The 17,888-nt window shown below is 52.2% G+C and carries 8 protein-coding genes; all 8 read right to left on the reverse strand.

Going from position 1 to position 17,888, the window contains the following annotated elements:
- Window positions 1–267: 267 nt before the first annotated feature.
- Entirely contained in the window at window positions 268–1,197 is a 930-nt protein-coding gene (gene miaA, locus ACE418_RS03775; RefSeq protein WP_416449388.1) for a tRNA (adenosine(37)-N6)-dimethylallyltransferase MiaA, read from the reverse strand.
- Complete coding sequence (locus tag ACE418_RS03780) at window positions 1,185–2,006, reverse strand: class I SAM-dependent methyltransferase (protein WP_416449389.1); 822 nt, start codon at window positions 2,004–2,006, stop codon at window positions 1,185–1,187. The genes miaA and ACE418_RS03780 overlap by 13 nt, the downstream gene beginning before the upstream one ends.
- Window positions 2,007–2,011: 5 nt before the next feature.
- Entirely contained in the window at window positions 2,012–4,048 is a 2,037-nt protein-coding gene (gene mutL, locus ACE418_RS03785) for a DNA mismatch repair endonuclease MutL (protein WP_416449390.1), read from the reverse strand.
- Window positions 4,045–6,618, reverse strand: a complete 2,574-nt coding sequence (mutS, locus tag ACE418_RS03790; RefSeq protein ID WP_416449391.1) for a DNA mismatch repair protein MutS — start codon at window positions 6,616–6,618, stop codon at window positions 4,045–4,047. The genes mutL and mutS overlap by 4 nt, the downstream gene beginning before the upstream one ends.
- Window positions 6,619–6,656: 38 nt before the next feature.
- Entirely contained in the window at window positions 6,657–7,985 is a 1,329-nt protein-coding gene (gene miaB, locus ACE418_RS03795; RefSeq protein WP_416449392.1) for a tRNA (N6-isopentenyl adenosine(37)-C2)-methylthiotransferase MiaB, read from the reverse strand.
- A gap of 625 nt (window positions 7,986–8,610) precedes the next feature.
- Window positions 8,611–8,781 (reverse strand): type II toxin-antitoxin system RelB/DinJ family antitoxin, encoded by a 171-nt coding sequence (locus ACE418_RS03800; protein ID WP_416449393.1) that lies wholly within the window; start codon window positions 8,779–8,781, stop codon window positions 8,611–8,613.
- Window positions 8,782–8,811: 30 nt separating this feature from the next.
- A complete protein-coding gene (locus ACE418_RS03805; protein WP_416449394.1) occupies window positions 8,812–17,091 on the reverse strand; it encodes an ESPR-type extended signal peptide-containing protein in 8,280 nt (2,759 codons plus the stop codon).
- A gap of 546 nt (window positions 17,092–17,637) precedes the next feature.
- A partial coding sequence (locus ACE418_RS03810) for a transposase (RefSeq protein WP_416449395.1) occupies window positions 17,638–17,888 on the reverse strand: 251 nt, incomplete at its 5' end.

Here is a 17,888-nt window from a genome sequence, read left to right on the forward strand (position 1 = left end):
ACCTCCCCTATCAGGGGAGGCTTTCGGCTCTCCTCATAGGAGAGCTGTCAGCTGCGGGCCGCCCTCTGGGACAGCCCCTACGGAGGTTGCTTTTCTCCTTACAGCCCACTGTTTCGCAGTTCCCAGGTCGCTGAAGAAAACCTCTCCGCCTTACGGCACCTCCCCTATCAGGGGAGGCTTTCGGCTCTCCTCATAGGAGAGCTGTCAGCTCTGCTGACTGAGAGGTTGCTTTTCTACTTGCGGCCTGCCGCCTGCGCCATTCCCACGTCATGGGAAAGGCAAATCCCCCAGTACGGCTTGTATCAAGGCCGCTTCTCCATCGTACTGGTCCTTGTCGTACCAGTGGATGTAGGGCATGCGTTTGAACCACGTGAGCTGGCGTTTGGCAAAGCGCCGCGTCCGGGTCTTGATGCGGGCTATGGCGTCCTCCAGGGGCATCTGATGCTGGAGATATAAAGCCAGTTCCTGATAGCCGATGGCCTTCATGGCCTGGCAATCCGTCGGGATGCCCCGATCCAGCAGGCGCCGCACTTCATCGACCCAGCCGGCAGCTATCATGGCGTCGACGCGCTCTTCGATGCGCGCATACAAGACATCCCGCGGCAGGCGCAGGCCGATGACGTAAGCGTCATAGACCAAATCCCGAGCCTTGCCGGCCCGGACGAAAGCCTTCCCTTCGCCCTGTTCGATGGCGCTGACCAGGCGGGTCAGGCGGTGTGTGTTCGCCAGCAGTTCATGCCAGTCCGGCGGCTGCCAGTCCGTTCCCTTCTCGATATAGGCCTTCAACGCCGCTTCATCGAGAGAGGCAATCCGCGCCTGAGCCGCTTCCTTGTCGGCTTCGGTCATGCGGGCCGTCTGGAAATCATAGCCTTCCAGGAGGGACTGGACGTAGAGGCCCGTCCCTCCGACGAGAATGGGGACTTTCCTCTTTCCGTTGACTTCAGTAATGGCTTTTTCCGCCATATCGCAAAAACGGGCTGCCGAATAAGGTTCGTCCGGTTCGGCAATATTGATGAGGTAATGATGGTAACGGGCCAGTTCATCTGCTGTCGGCTTGGCCGTACCGATATCCATATGACGGTAAATCTGATAGGCATCCCCGGAAACGAGGTCGGTCCCGTAATGTTGGGCCAGGGCAAAGCTGAGGGCGGTCTTACCGACGGCAGTCGGGCCGATGATAGCAATTACTTTTTCCATGAATCACACTCCAATACGGCATAGCCAATGCGGCTGTATTTGCCGCCATATAACGTGACATCGGGAAAATCGCGGCAGAGCTGCCGAAAATCCCGCTCTTTGATGACGACCCGGCGGCGGGCTTTCTGCAGAGCCCGTTCGATGAGTTCCCGTGTCAGGCCGCCGTGTTCCATAATCGCCCGGACGGGCTGGAACTGGCAGCTCGCTTCGACAGGCCGCTGGAACATGGGGTCGAAATAAAGGACATCGTATGAAGGTCCCTGATCAGACAACAGATAGTCGCGATAGTCACCACAGCGCAGGGAAATACGGCGCAACGCGGCCATGACGTCGTCTTTCTTGTGGACAAAATGGGAAAAGCCCCAGGCCGTGACGGCTTCCAGCAAAGGCGATACTTCCAGGGCATCGACACGGGATCCGGCAGGCAGTCCAAAAGAAGCCACTGCCGCATCGGCGCCAAACCCGCAGGTACAATCGAGAACGGAAATCGGCAGCTGCACCGCCGCTGGTTGCAGGCCTTGCTCCTTTACCCCCATCAACGCTTCCAGCAGATGGTCGCGCTGGCCTTTCCGCAGGTTCTGGATGCGCAGTTCGGCCATGTTGAGGCTGAAGAAGTGGCTGCCTTCCGGGCGGTCTATCTGAGGCCCCCGCGATGAATAGACGAGGAAGTCCTCGCCGTATTCATCCATCAAATCCTGTATGGTCCGCTTTCCCCGCGGCACATAGGCAAAGCCCTGGCTTTCGGCCCAGGCCTTCCCTTCCTGTTGTAATTTTTCTTTGGCCTTCAGTGAAGGCACGACGTAAATCATATGAGTCATGTCCGTTTAAATAAGTGAGCTAATTCTTTGGGCGTAAAGCGGATGATCGTCGGCCGGCCATGAGGGCAGACATAGGGTTTTTCCGTGTGGAACAAATCATCCAGGAGCTGCTTCATCTGGCGGATATTGAGGCTGTCCCCGGCCTTGACGGCACCGTGGCAGGACAGATAGGCCAGTGAACGATGGCGGACCATGGCTTTATCCGGTTCCTTCTGGTCGTGCAGGAGCAGGCAGATATCCTTTAACGAATCGGCAATATCGCTGGTCTGCAAATCGCAGGGCACTTCTTCGACGCGCAGCGTCGTCGGCCCGGCTTCGGAATAAGTATAGCCCAGGTCGTTGAAGACATCCTGCCGTTCCAGCAAGAGCGTCATGTCATCGCTATCGACTTCGACGAACTCCGGCGTCAGCAGCTGCTGACTGGGCATCCGTTCGACGCGCTTGCAGAACGTATCATAACGGATCCGTTCATGGGCGGCATGTTGGTCAACAATATATAAATCCTGGCCTTTCTTGGCAATGATGAAGCAATCGGCTACTTCTCCCAGGGGAATGAATACATCGTCGTCGCCGTCAAAGACGATTTTAGGCGCCGACGCCTCGGATACGACCGACGACGCTTCCGACGGCCCGCCCTGGCCATGCTGGGCCAAAGCCTGGGAAAACAAGGAAGGAGGCTCCCCTAATAGGGGAGCTGTCCGCGCAGCGGACTGAGAGGTTGCTTTTTCCTGCGGGCCGGCTGCCCAAACGGAGAGCCCGGCTGGAGCTGTCCGCGCAGCGGACTGAGAGGTTGCTTTTCCCCCTTGCGGGCCGCCCTCTGGGACGGCCCCTACGGAGGTTGCTTTTTCCTGCGGGTCGGCTGCCCAAACGGAGAGCCTGGCTGGAGCTGTCTGCTGCGGGGCGCCCTCTGGGACGGCCCCTACGGAGGTTGCTTGGCCACTTTCCTGCGAGCGGGCGCCCCACGTGGGCGCCCCTACATGGGCTTCCGGCTGTGGAACAGCCCCTACGGTACCGATTGTCTTGGCGATGGCTTCCGGCTTTTCCTGGGCCACCAGGGCGGCGACGATGCTGTGATAAATAGCCCGGTAGACGGCTTGTTCGTCAGAAAATTTAATTTCCGTCTTAGCCGGATGAACGTTGACGTCGATCGTCGCCGGGTCGACGTGGAGGTGGAGCATGGCGAAGGGATAGCCCGATTTCGGCAGCATGGCGTGATAGGCATTGTCAATGGCCTTGAACATCAAGGGATTGTGGACAATACGATGATTGACGATGCAGGTCTGCCAGTTACGATTGCTCTTCAAGACCGATGGTTTGCCGACGTATCCTTCCAGGCTGATGCCGTCCTGGTCGGCAGTAATGGCGAAGATATCGCGGGCGACGTTAGCCCCATAAATATTGGCAATCGTTTCCCGCAAGTCCCCCGTTCCCCCAGTCTTCATCGTCGTCCGGCCATTGTTGGTAAACGTAAAGGCGATGGCCGGATTGGCCAGGGCCAATTTGGTCACTATTTCTGAAATCTTTGAACTTTCCGTCCGTTCGCTCTTGAGGAATTTGCGCCGCGCCGGCGTATTGTAGAAGAGGTCGCTGACTTCCATCGTAGTCCCCACAGGAGCCCCGGCCTGGTCTTCTGCCGTGATTTCGCCCCCATCGAGGATGAGATGCGTAGCGAAATCATCACTGGCCTGGCGCGTCGTAATCTGCATGTGCGATACGGCGGCGATACTGGGCACGGCTTCTCCGCGGAACCCCAGGGACGTAATGGCGAAAATATCTTCGACAGAACTGATTTTGCTCGTACCGTGGCGGATGATGCACTTATGAGCGTCTTCCGGGCTCATGCCGCAGCCGTCATCAGTAACCCGCATATAGGACTGGCCGCCGTCGGCGATTTCCACTTCGATGGCATGGGCGCCGGCGTCGATTGCATTTTCTACGAGTTCCTTGATGCACGAAGCCGGCCGTTCGACGACTTCACCGGCTGCAATTTTATTGCGCGTCGCTTCATCTAATACATGAATAATCGAACTCACTGGATACCACTTCCCTCTTTAGCCTCTTTTTGCAGATTATATAAGAAAGAAATTGCTTCAATCGGCGTCATACTGCTGACATCAATACTGAGCAGCTTGTCGATGACGGGACTGGAAAAGAGGCTGTCCCCCATGGGCGAAGCCGCAGGTGCAGCTGCCGCTTTAGCCGGTACCGGTGTCCCGCCGTTCTTTTCCAGGTCTTCCAGGATGACGTCGGCCCGCTTGAGCAGGCTTTCCGGCAGCCCGGCCAGGCGCGCGACGTGCAAGCCGTAGCTGCGGTCGGCCCCGCCGGGAATGATGCGCCGCAGGAACTTGATGTTCTTGCCCCGTTCCTTGACGGCGACGGTATAATTTTTGATTTTCGGCGAATCATCGGCCATGGCAATCAGCTCATGGTAATGGGTCGCAAACAATGTCAACGCATGGATGTGCTTCAGGCAGTATTCAATGACGGCCCTGGCGATGGACATGCCGTCGAAAGTGCTCGTCCCGCGGCCGATTTCATCGAGGATGAGCAGGCTGCGGCTGGTAGCGTGCTTCAGGATATACGAGACTTCCTTCATTTCCATCATGAACGTACTCTGGCCGGTCAGGATATCGTCGCTGGCTCCGATACGGGTAAAGATGCGGTCGACCGGGCAGATAGACGCTTCCTTGGCCGGAATGAAGGAACCGGCCTGCGCCATGAGGACCAGGACCGCAATCTGACGCATATAGGTCGACTTGCCAGCCATATTCGGCCCGGTGATGACCAAAATCTCGTGGTCTTCATGATTCAAGGTAACGTCATTCGGCACGAACAATTCATCTTTCAAATACTTTTCAATGATGGGATGACGGCCATCTTTGATGGAAATCGTCGCCTTCGTGTTCAGGCTGGGCCGGACATAGCGGTTGTCATAAGCCGCGCAGGCTAGGCTGTACAGGCAGTCGATGCGGGCAATGGCACGGGCCGTTTCCTGCATGGCCGGGATATGTTCCTGAATTTGACGGCGGATATCGCCAAAGAGCTTATATTCCAAAGCCAGCATCCGTTCCTGACTGGTCAGGACTTTGACTTCAAATTCCTTCAGTTCCGGCGTGATGTAGCGTTCGGCGTTGACCAGGGTCTGCTTACGTACGTAATAGTCCGGAATAGGCTTGGTATTGGCATGGGAAATTTCAAAATAATAGCCAAAGACCTTGGTATAGCCGATTTTCATTTTGATGCCGGTCTTTTCCCGTTCTTTTTCTTCCAGTTCCTGTAAAAAGGCGTGGCTATTCGCCGCAATGGAACGGATTTCATCGAGTTCCGGCGAAAAACCGTCGCGGATGACACCGCCATTGCGGATGACCAGCCCCGGTTCATCTTTAATGCCCCGGCAAAGGAGGTCATAGACTTCATCATGGGTCTGCAAACGGTCATTCAGGCTGTGCAGCAGGTCCGCACTGGCGCCGGACAGGACCTGTTTCAGCTGCGGGATCACGGCCAGCGATTCCCGCAGGGCCACCAGGTCCTTCGGGCTGACCGTCCCCGTTTCGATACGGGTCAGGATGCGTTCAAAATCGTAAATCCGGTCCAGCACATCGGCCGTATCCTGGCGCATGATTTCATGGAGAACGAAGTCTTCCACGGCATCTTGCCGGCGGATAATATCGGCAATGCGGATAAGCGGCGCTTCCAGCCACTTGCGCAGGAGCCGCCCACCCATAGCCGTCTTGGTCTTGTCCAGGACATCGAGCAGGGTCCCCCGCCGGCCGCCATCGCGGACGTTCTGGGTGATTTCCAGATGACGCAGGCTGGCGGCATCGACGACCAGGCGCCGTTCGTTGTCGATATGTTCCAGCGAATTGATGTGGGAAATATCGGACTGCATGACGTCGCTGACGTAAGCCAGGAGCATGCCAATACATTCGCTGGCTGCCGAGGCAGCCGCAAAATCTTCCGGCGGGAAATACGACCGGGCCTGTTCCCGATAATCGACCTGGTCATCAGCAGGAAATTCCGTGACGGTACATTGAGCCAGATGACTGCGCAGATATTCACGGACGACGTCCATATCCTTCCCCATGTTGGCGTAAATCAGTTCGCTCGGTTCATAAACAGCCAGGATATCAAATAAGCTGTCTTCCATGACCGACGCTGCACAATCTGCCCACAGGCATTCGCCCGTCGTAACATCGATGAGGGCGATGGAAATGATGGCATCGCTTTCCGTCAGGCATCCGATATAATTGTTCTTCTTCGACGCGACGGCATTCTCCAGGGTAATCGTCCCCGGCGTAATGACCTTGATGATTTTGCGCTTGACAAGGCCTTTCGCCAATTTCGGGTCTTCCATCTGTTCGCAGATAGCGACTTTATAGCCCTTGTGAACCAGCCGTTCGATATAAGTATCTGCCGAATGGAACGGTACGCCGCACATGGGAACCTTCTCTTTATTGCCACCGGCCCGGCCGGTCAGGGTCAGGTCGAGTTCACGCGACGCCGTCAGGGCATCGTCAAAAAACATTTCATAGAAATCGCCGAGGCGGAAAAACAGGATTTTATCCTGGCACTGCTCCTTGACCTCCATGTACTGCTGCATCATAGGCGTTAATTTTTTTCCTGCCAAAGTCTCACCTTCCTTTAGTGAACTAAGTGACCTTTGAGGACCCACGTCTGGCCCTTGTCGACCTGGACCGGAACGGTATCGCCGATAGCGACGGAATTGTCATTTTCCCAAATGATCATCTTGTTGCCCGTCGTCCGGCCGAACCAGTGATTGACATCGTTCTTGGTCGGTCCTTCGACGATGACATCATAGACGTGGTCTTCCATCTCTTTATTTTTCGCTAAACTATATACATTCTGTACATCCATCAACCGCTGCAACCGGCGGCTCTTTTCTTCCTGGGGAATCTGGTTTTCCATCTTAGCAGCCGGAGTCCCCGTCCGCGGCGAATAAATGAACGTATAGGCCATATCGTACTGGACGCGCTTAATCAGGTTCAGCGTATCTTCAAACATGGCTTCTGTTTCCCCGGGGAAGCCGACGATGATGTCTGTCGTCAAGACCAGGTCCGGTATGCGCTTGCGGGCATAATCGACGAGTTCCAGGTAATGTTCCACCGTGTAGCCGCGGTTCATCTTTTTCAAGAGTTCATCAGAGCCACACTGGATAGGCAGATGCATGTGGTTGACAACCTTTTTGCTGTCGGCAATGGCATCAATCATGGCAAAGGTCATATCCTTGGGATGGCTGGTCATGTAACGGACCCGTTCGATGCCGTCGATATCATCAACAGCAGCAACGAGCTTGGAAAAGTCTGTACCATCCTTGAGGTCCAGGCCATAGGAATTGACATTCTGGCCAAGAAGGGTAATTTCCTTATACCCTTCCGCAGCGACCTTCTTGATTTCTTCGACAATCGCATCGATGGGACGGCTCACTTCGCGGCCCCGGACATAAGGCACGATGCAGTAGGTGCAGAACTTATTGCAGCCATTCATAATGGGAATCCAGGCAAAGAATTTCTGGAACCGCTTGACCGGCATATCATGGAAAGCCGGCAGGGTCATATCGGCAGCCATATAATGATCCGCTTTACTGCAGCGTTCCTTGATGAGCTCGATGAGCTTGTGGATATTATGCGTACCGATGACCAAATCGATATGCGGGGCCCGTTTGAAGAGCTTATCCTGCCATTCCTGCGCCATGCAGCCCGTAACGGCAATGATTAAATCAGGATTCTGCTTCTTCAAGTGCTTAAGTTCGCCGATTTTCCCCAGCGTCTTCTCCTCTGCCGTCTCGCGGACACAGCAGGTATTGATGAGGATGACATCAGCCGTATCCAAATCTTCCGTGTTGTGATAGCCTAACTCTTCTAACTGGCCGGCATAATGTTCACTGTCAGACATATTGGCCTGACAGCCATAAGAAATAATATGATAAAATTTATTGCTCTGAAAATCCATGTATTCTCTCCGTTTTTACCAAAATCATAATTTAAAGTCTACCGTATATAATACCATATATAGGCCTTTCCTGTGAAGGCCTTTTTAGGGGCTGACGCCCCGTTCATCGTTTTGTCGTTATCGGACTCAGATGCGGCTGCGCCGCAATATACTCATGATTATATTACGACCGTGAGCTACCCGCCATGAACTCCGGCTGTGCACAGAATTCACGATGGGACGCCTTAACAGGCGTTCCCCTACGATATCGCATACAGACAACGGGAATGAACGAGGCCACAAACTGCAAAAAATACACGGACAACGGCCCTTTGTGTGTAGGGGACGCCCAAAGCCTTTCTAGCCCGACCATCGGGAGGTACAAGGCGGTTGCCCGAACGGACAGTAGCGGCGGGCGTCCCGCTGTGAGGTTTAACCATAGCCTGTCCGAGTATAATGGCAGGCTTTTCACGAGCCGAGGGTTACTCGAGGCGATGTTGTTAGGCTGAGTTTATTGCCACAAAGTTGAGTCCGAGGCGGCCTGCGAACTGCGGTCTGCGGGCTGTTAGGCCCCAAACTCGACAAACGATGAACGAACTACGATCAACGTAAAAAGGCGCTGTCTTCATGTGACAGCGCCTTTTTCTTACTTTCTCGATTCTATTTTTCTACTCGATGCCCTTATTTCAAAGGGAATCCGCTGTTCCCGGACCGTGGTCTTGATGAACAAGTGGATGGCCGCGGTCATGCTGATACCAGCCGCATCGCAAAACGCTTCAAATTCTTTTTTGAGGTCTGAATCGATTCGAAAAGACAAACCTATCTGTGCAATGATACTCCCCCTCCTTTACGATTGTGCATCAGGAATGACGCGGACTCGTTCGATGGTCGGCTTACCATCCTTATCCTTGGCAATCGTGTCGATGCGGATGTGTTTCATTTCCGGTGAAAATTCCTTGGCTAATTTATCCAGCGTGCCGTCCTGGCTCAAAGCCGGGTTGGAAGCGGCACCGGCCATAATGGCCCGGTACACGATGGCCGCGAATTCATAACGCGTCATCATGCGGTCGCCATCGAAGTTCCCATCGGGATAGCCTGTCAGGATACCGGCCTGTTTCAGCTTGGTGACGTATTCATAAGCCCAGTGGTTGGCCGGAACATCGGGGAACAAATCATTTCCTGTATCCGAGACCGTACCGGCATGGGTGCCTGTCAGCTTGTCAATGAGGGCACTCTGGCGATTGACGATGGCATTCAAGTTAGCCACATCCTGGCGCAGGTCTTTGATTTCCTTAGCCATGGCGACGCGGGACGTCGAAACATGGTTACCCTGGCCGACCTTGAAGCTGATGCCGGCATTGACCATATTTTCTCCGCCGCCGAAGGAACCGCCGATATTAAACATCGTGTCTTCGTTCGGGCGATAGTAAGCGCCGACAGCTACGGCACTGGCGTCTTTATAATTGCCATAGCCGGCTGCGAAATCCCACTTGTCATCCGGGTCAAAGTCCAGCGGATGGAGGGCTGCCAAGGCAGCGGCACCGGCACCGACGCGATTGACGCGGGTACCCAGCTTGTTAACAGCACCGCCGAGGTTGGCCACCGTCTGATTCGTTGCAAAGAGCTGGCTGCCGTTGACGGCATCTGCCGAATCCGGCGCAACCTTACCCGGTGCGACGCTTTCAATCTTGTTGCCGCCCATATTGACGTTGCCGTCCTGAACGGTAATAGTCCGATTGGCATCGCCCGTCTTGATGGTGAGGCCCTTGCCGTCGATTTCAGACGTATAAGTCTGACCTTTTTCATTCGACGTGTATGTCGTCTTTTCCAGATTCAGGCGTTTTGCCAGACGGACGGAAAGACCTGTGATTTTTTTACCTTCGTTATCCGGATCATCAATTTCTTTCTGAACAACACCGATATTACCTTCTTCCGTCAAGTCAGCCACTTTTGCACCGCCTGTCAGGCTCAGGAAGCTGCCAAATTTAACATTGACTTTCTTAGCGGCTCCATCGTCGCCCTGATAGGTACGATCTGCCTTGACATCTTGCTGGAGCTGTGTGACATCGTTTTGGATGTTATCGACATGCTGGCCAATCTGATCAACCTTGGTATTCACATTAGAAATATTATTGTTGACTTCAGTTTTCATATCACCTGCAATCCGCTTCACATCACCGATATTGGCAGCATTGGTCTCTTTGTCATACTTATAGACATCCTTACCGTCAGCCCCCTTGATGATTTCAGTAGCGCCGCTGGCAACATCTGTAATTTGCTTGTTGCCGCCATTGATGCCATCTTTACTGATGCTGATAGTCGAATCTTTGATAGTGATTTTGTTGGTATCTACACCATTTTTATCGATGGTCGTTTCACCGGCCTTGATGCTGCCTTCTTGGGTCAAGTCTACATTCTTGTTCAGTTCCACCTTGATGGCTCCGTTATCTATGGAAGTTTTGATGTTTCCAGCTTTTTCTACGGAACCATCCGCCTTGTAGGTCGTGTCACCTTTAACCTGAATTGCCTTGCCCAAGTCCTGCTTGACAATCTTGTCAGCACCTTTTTCATCAGACGTCAGAGCAAAACCACCGCCCTGGTTCTGATTGGTGATGGAACCGGCAATATCGCGGAGCTGACCTTCTGTAGCGGCACGGTTTTCCGTCACATGGTCCTTATCCCACTTGGTGTTGTCCAGACCGGCGATGTAGTTGCCGTTGGCCGGATTCTTGGTATCGGAATTGGGCTGTCCGCCGATGGTAATCTTCTTGTCACCACCCACCGTGACTTTCGTGAAGTCCGGCGTATCGGTCATGACGATTTCCAGTCCGTCTTTGGTTGCATTCTGACGGACTCCCAAGTTCTTGGAAGAAGCCTTGGCTACGGCATCCTTGTCCAAACCACCTGTAAGTGACAGTGTCGAATTGAGTTTTTTCGTGACTTCCTTACCGTCGTTACCGACGAACTTCAGGCCGTCATCCATGGTAGCGACTTCATGCGAACCCTTGGTATCATTGTAGATGATACGGCTGGACTGTTCTTTATTGTCAACCGTTACATTTTTGGTCGAGTCGAGGGTCTTCGTACCATAGTCCGTCGAAATGTCGATAGATGCGCCATCTCTACCCGGCGTCCCGTCAGCACCCTTTTCTCCTTTCGGCCCAGTCAAACCGATATGGCCGACACCGTCCTTGCCAGCAAGGGAGACAGCATCCTTGCCGTCTTTGCCAGCAATACCGACTTTGCCATCGACACCATCTTTGCCGTCCTTCCCATCCGGACCGATGATGGAAACACCGGACTTGCCGTCTTTCCCATCCTTGCCGGTGACGAAGAGACCGTCTTTGCCGTCTTCACCATCCTTGCCATCATGGCCGATGACGACAGTCGTGCCGCCTTTGGTTTCGACAGTGATTTTGCCGTCTTTACCATCTTTGCCAGCCACACCCGGCTCGCCCTTCTGGCCAATGGTCAGCTGGTCGTTGAGCTTGATGTTGTAGGTCGTCTGTCCATTTTCATCTTTGGCAGCAATGAGCAGGTTACCCTGATCAACCTTTGAATACTCGCCGTATTGGCCATTTTTACCGACAGCAGCTATTGTTTCACTGCTGTCCTTATCGTTGACCGTAACAACCGTATGCTGGCCAGCCTTAGTTGCAGCGTTGTTGACTGCATCGCTGATTTTCTTGAGCTGGTCTTCTGTAGCTGCCCGGCCACTGACATATTCCGGATTGTCGATATTCCAGTCCTTATTATCAAGACCTGTAACATAGTCGCCAGCCGCAGCCTTCTTATTGGCCGGAATCGGCTTGCCATCCTTGTCAACGCCGGTAATCACATTGAGCGTCTGGTCGTCAAAATGCTTGATGACAATCGGATCATCACTTGTTGTAGAACTATCTTTCTGTTCACCGCCGACAGTTAAGGACCCATCCTGCTTCAAATTGATATCTTTATTCAGCGCAACCTTGATTGTCCCATCTTCAACAGAAGTCTGGATATTGCCATCGCTCTTCTTGGTGGTCGCATCATAGGTACCATCGCCGCGAATCTGTAAGGTTTCGTTGAGCTTCTTGGCAACCGGCGTAGCCGTACTATCATCCCCGACAAATTTCAAGCCATCATCGAGAGTAGCGACGACATGTTTGCCATCCTCGTTCTGATCATTATTATTTTGGTCATTCTGATAGACAATACGGGTAATATCTTTGCCATCGATGCCAGGAGCGCCCTGCTTCCCGACTTCGCCATCTTTACCATTCTGACCTTTTTCAGTCTTGATGATGGTTGTCGTGATACCCTGCTTGCCATCCTCACCATTAATGCCGTTCTTACCAGCAATGCCGATAGAACCTTCCTGTCCATCTTTGTCATCTTTTCCGACAGTAACACTATTACCAGTGATGTCCTTATCCATGAGGACCTTGACCGTCGTGTTTCCATTTGCATCCTGTTCCACTATCGTGGTCAGATTGTCGCCGGTATAAGTATGGCCAGTTTTTGCATCTTCCCCCTTAATATTCAGGATACTGTTCAGCTTATTATTGACAGGATTAGCAGATTTTTCCTTAGACGCGGCATTGGCACCAATTTTCAGACCGTCATCCATGGTAGCCACTTCATGTGTGATAGTCTTTTGCGTGCCATCTTCTGTCGTGACCGTGGTCTGATACTGGATGCGGGCTGCCTGGTCTTTGGTGCTATCGTCTTTATCCTTGACTTCATTCTGGTCGCGGTCAAGCGTAGCCTTGCCAAGAACCGTGGAAATATCGATATTGGCGTTCTTGCCGTCAGCACCCTTCGGGCCGGTGAGGCCGATATGGCCTTCGCTGCCATCCTTGCCATTCACAGCACTGATAGTGACACCATCCTTGCCGTCTTTGCCTTTCACGGAAATACCGTCTTTGCCATCCTTGCCCGGTTCACCGTCATGGCCGATGACAACGGTGGTGTCTTTGCTTGTTTCCACCGTGACTTTGCCGTCCTTGCCGTCTTTGCCAGCCACACCCGGCTCGCCCTTCTGGCCAATAGCCAGCTGGTCGTTGAGTTTGATGTTGTAGGTCATCTTATTACTCATTGAATCTTTTTTAGCAGCAATCAACAGATTGTCATTTCCACCGACATAATCACCGTAATCAGTTGTACCCACTTTATCTGAAGTAACAATTGTAGGTGTCTTCTTATCATTAACAGTAATTTCGGTATGCTGACCAGCTGCTGTTTCGGCGTTTGACTTAATGATATCGCTGATTTTCTTGAGCTGGTCTTCTGTAGCCGCGCGGCCGCTGACATAGGTTGGATAATCGACATCCCAATCCTTGTTGTCAAGGCCGGTGACGTAATCGCCAGCTTTGGACTGAGGCGTGTTACCGTTCTTATCTTTTCCTGTAACCGTCAAATCACCAGCGGCAAAGTGCTTGATGATAATCGGGTCTTGTACCGTTGTGGAGCCATCCTGCGTGTTGCCGCCGACAGTCAAGGAACCCTTCTGTTTCAAGTTGATATCTTTATTCAGAGCGACCTTGATTGCCCCGTTATCAACAGAAGTCTGGATATTGCCCGTATTGGTTTTGGTGGCTGCATCATAGGTACCGTCGCCTTTAATCGTCAAGATTTCACCAAGCTTTTTTGCAATCGCCGTATCATCAGTTTTGTCACCAATGAACTTCAGACCGTCATCGAGCGTAGCCACCGTATGGGTCGTAGTGCCGACTTCGCCGTCTTTACCATTCTGATAGACAATGCGGGTAATATCTGTGCCATCCACACCGGGTTTGCCATTCTTACCATTCGCACCCGGCTGTCCTTTTTCCGTCTTGATGATGGTGGTGCTGTATCCCTGTTTGCCGTCAGCGCCTGGTACGCCATCTTTACCGGTGAGGCCAATGGTGCCTTCCTGGCCGTCTTTGCCGTCAGAGGTATCCTTGCCAAGAATGATGTTATCATTGAGTTTCAAATCATAGGTAATCTGGCCGGTTTTAGTATTTTTCTTCTGTGCCAAGCGCAGGTTACCTTTTTCTTTATCCGTATACTCCCCAAGATTTCCATCAGCACCGGCGGCAGGAGCGTCCACGCTGCCATTGACGGTAACAGCCGTATGGGCAGAAGAAACTTTCTGCAGATCACCTACATTGACTGCATTGTTCAGTACATCTCCACTGGCTGTAGCCAAATCTACCGGGTTGCCTTTAGCATCTTTCAAACCGCTGTCAACATGGGTAATCTGCTTGCCGCCATTGCTGAGGCCCTTGTCCGTCAGAGAAATCATTTTGTTGTCGTCTGTTACGCCTGTAGGAGTAATGGTCACGCCGCCATTATTGATGGTGGTATTGCCCATCTTGACAGAGCCGCTACCGCCTAAGTCGATGTTCTGAGCAAGCTGGACTTTCATTACACCGTCCTTAACATTAACGCCGATGTTGTTTTCCGTCAGAGCACCAGTTGCGCCGCCCTTGATATCCAAGCGCTCGTTGAGTTTCTTAAGGAGGACGTTCTGCTCGTCTGTCTTGATAACCGTGGTGGTTTTGCCATCAACGGTTTTCGTTTCAGTCTCAGCGACCTTGTAGTTGTCGCCGGCATATTTCTGGCCGTCGTCCAAGGTTGCGATGAACTGAATTGTCCCCTGATGATAGTCACCATATTCCAGGCGACCGTATTCCTTAGCATTGCCAGCAGTATAGGATTCTCCATCCTTCAGATACGTAGCACCTGGCGTGATAGCATTGTAGATATAAGTCGGTTTCTTACCGGTGTTATCATACAATGCAACATAGCCGCCCGCATCCTGATCGACGCCCAGGACGACCTGACGCTGGTCGTTGTCCGCATCCGAACCATCGTGTTTTACGATCGATACGGTCTTGCCATCGATTTTGACTGCTTCTTTGACTGTGGTATCCGGTAAGCGATTTCCCTTTTCATCATAGTTCTCGAATTTATCAACGTTGTTGACAGTCAGCTTGCCGCCCTTAGTCTCAGCCTGTTCGCCAAGAGTCACATTTTTATCCAATGACAAGTCATACGTTTCCTGCCCATTGGCGGCAGTCGTGCGCTTCAAGTCGAGGTTGCCGCCGGTAACCGGTGTATTGTCTGCCGTTACCGCTTGGCCGCCGACTGTGACAATCGTGTGCTTTTCATCGACAGCTCTGAGCTGAGCCACGTTGACGACATCCGTATCAAGAGAGCCTGCGGCTACGCCGGTAATCTGTCGGGTGGTGGTGCTGTCATCGCCTACGGCAATGGCATTATCCGTTGCTTCCCAAGCTGAACCGGTAGAAGTGCTGCCCTTCGCATAGGCCGCTTTTTCTTTAGCATCGGTCAAAGCACTGTACTTGGCACGGGTGGTCTTGGAGTTGCTGCCCAAGGCCACGCTGTTAGCAAGAGTTGCCTGTGCACCGTTGCCGATGGCAGCGGCGTTGGTGGCTGTTTCGTCCACCGTGCCGCCCAGTGCGGCGAGGGAGTTCTTGCCCGAAGCGGTGGAACTGATGCCAAAGGCCGTGGCCGCTTCGCCGGAAGCTGTGCTGCTTTCGCCGAAGGCGGTGGCGTTGTCACCGGAAGCAGTTGACGAGCTGCCGAAAGCGGTTGCCTGCTTGCCGGAGGCTGTAGTACTGAGACCGAAGGCCGTGGCATTATCGCCGGAAGCCGTCGTTGTGGTGCCAAAAGCCGTAGCGGCTGATGCCTGGGCCTTGGTGTCGTTGCCAAAGGCTGTGGCGTAGTCGCCGGAGGCTTCGGTCGAGTAGCCAAAGGCCGTGGCATCTTTATAGCCGTCAATGTTATAGCCGTTACTGCCTTCATGAGCTTTTTTCAGCACACTGTCCGGCGTGATGGCGACTTCCACTCCATTGATTGTTGTCTTGGCTAGGGAACCGACTGTTCCAGCTTTGGCACTATTGTTGTATACTTTGCCATTCGTGCCGACTGTCGTGTCGACGGTAGCCGTCTTGCCATCAGCGCTGACCTTCACTCGCCAGAGACTGCCCTGATAGTCACGGACATAGGTATTGCCGTCTTGGCCGTCCAGTACCACGTAATCGTGCTTTTCGGTATTACCGCCAATATCCATCTGCTTGACACCGACTGTACTGCCGTTCTGGATATAAGCCAGATTGCCATGGACATCCATTTTTTCCGTTGCAGTCTTCGGTTGCTCGGTTTTATCGTCCGGGTTGTTCTTGTAGGTATAGATATTGGTCACAGCACCGTTGTCGTCAAGTTTAGCACCGGCGATGGTGTCGGTACCCCAGGCCGTGGATTCTTCATCAGCTGCGACGGTAGCATTACCCCAAGCCGTAGAATACTGCGCCAGAGCGCGGGTACGGTTGCCAAATGCCGTAGCGCCAGTGGAAGAAGCGCGAGTGTCGTCGCCAAAAGCGACAGAGTCATTGTATTTCGCCACCGTATATTCACCAAAAGCAACGGAACGGCCGCCCAGCGCTTTTGTGTAATTGCCAAATGCAACCGAGTTCTGCCCCCCATTACCATCTCCAGCCTGCGTCCCCATGCCAAATGCTACAGAGCCCTTCCCAATAGCCTGCGTATTTTCACCAAAGGCCACTGAAGCCGCCCCACTGGCCGTATTCCCACCATTGACCATAACAGCAACAGCCGTTGACGTATCTCCAGTAAATTGCGTATCGTCTGTTGTACTAAAGTAAGCATTTCCGTACTTATAATACGTATTATCTCCAATCTGATAAACATAACAGGCCGTACCATGTTTACGGACAGTTTGCGGGAGATACGTCCCACCGAAAGCGATGGACGAATTACCCGACGCTGTATTATGTGTACCCGCAGCAATAGCATTCGTTCCTGTTGCCACCGTGCTATCTCCTACAGCAATAGCATGATGGGGGTCCGTAACGGTCTGATTGGTAGTTTGACTGTTCTTTGTATGTAAATCAGATCCATTCGTATAGTACTCACTATCGTTGATTTGCGTATCCGCTGCTTGAACAGTTAAAAATTGTCCTCCACCAGTAAGTAAAAACACTGCTACAGCAGTTGCCAGCGAACAGGATAAAGATTTCTTTTCATATTTCGTCTTCCTTTGAGAATGTGCTAATTCTGACACAACAACATAGCACTGCTTGGCACGATTCCAAATAACTTTATATATTTTATTCATAAAAACCCCTTTTCTTTTTTATAGCATAAAAAATGAACAAAAATATACATGAAATTATCGTGCCATATATTTTATTGCAGTTGTATATACATTTTATCACATTATTTGCGCATTATGAAATTGAATATTATATATCATTTGTTCCATTTTGACACAATGCTGTGTCATTGACACAAAAAAAGGTCTGACACTCCTCCTTTTTTTCTTTCATCGAGTTTGGAGCCTGACGGCCGCCATCCGCTGTTCGTTTCGGACTCAGATACTGCTCTGCGGCGACAACCTTAGAATAACGACATCGCCTTAAGTAACCCTCGGCTCGTGAAAAAATATTGATTTGTGGTTTGTTGTTCGTGGCTCATAAAAACCTGTCATTATACTCGAATAGGTTGTGATGAAATCTCTCTAGCGGGCTACCTTAAAGAACCCCTCCACCACTTTGTAGTCTCCTTCTAGAACGGCTTCCCTTATAGTCGATTCCTGCTAGGACAAAAAGAGCCTTCGCAGGGGAGGCTAGTGTATAGTCTCTTCCATATATACAACAATCGGTCATTTGCTTAAATCCGGGTACAAAGACACCAGTTTGACTCTGGCTTTTTCCTTGTTGAATAGCCAATGAATCGGTGTCGGATTCTTATTCCGCTTATTTTCCCACACATAGACTTCGCGTTGCAGCTTAGCAAGGCTTTCGATTCGTCGGTTGAGGCATTGCCTGCTCAATACATTCAACTCGATTTCGGCCATGTTCAACCAGCTGCCATGCTTCGGCGTATGGTGTATCTCCAATCGTTCAGCCAACC

Source organism: Megasphaera jansseni (assembly GCF_047974155.1).
Taxonomy (GTDB): domain Bacteria; phylum Bacillota; class Negativicutes; order Veillonellales; family Megasphaeraceae; genus Megasphaera.

Excerpts from the sequence above, each read along its gene's own strand:
- ACE418_RS03780 (WP_416449389.1), bottom strand. The coding sequence starts at position 2,006 with ATGATTTACGTCGTGCCTTCACTGAAGGCCAAAGAAAAATTACAACAG.
- ACE418_RS03805 (WP_416449394.1), bottom strand. The coding sequence starts at position 17,091 with ATGAATAAAATATATAAAGTTATTTGGAATCGTGCCAAGCAGTGCTAT.
- mutS (WP_416449391.1), bottom strand. The coding sequence starts at position 6,618 with ATGATGCAGCAGTACATGGAGGTCAAGGAGCAGTGCCAGGATAAAATC.
- miaA (WP_416449388.1), bottom strand. The coding sequence starts at position 1,197 with ATGGAAAAAGTAATTGCTATCATCGGCCCGACTGCCGTCGGTAAGACC.
- miaB (WP_416449392.1), bottom strand. The coding sequence starts at position 7,985 with ATGGATTTTCAGAGCAATAAATTTTATCATATTATTTCTTATGGCTGT.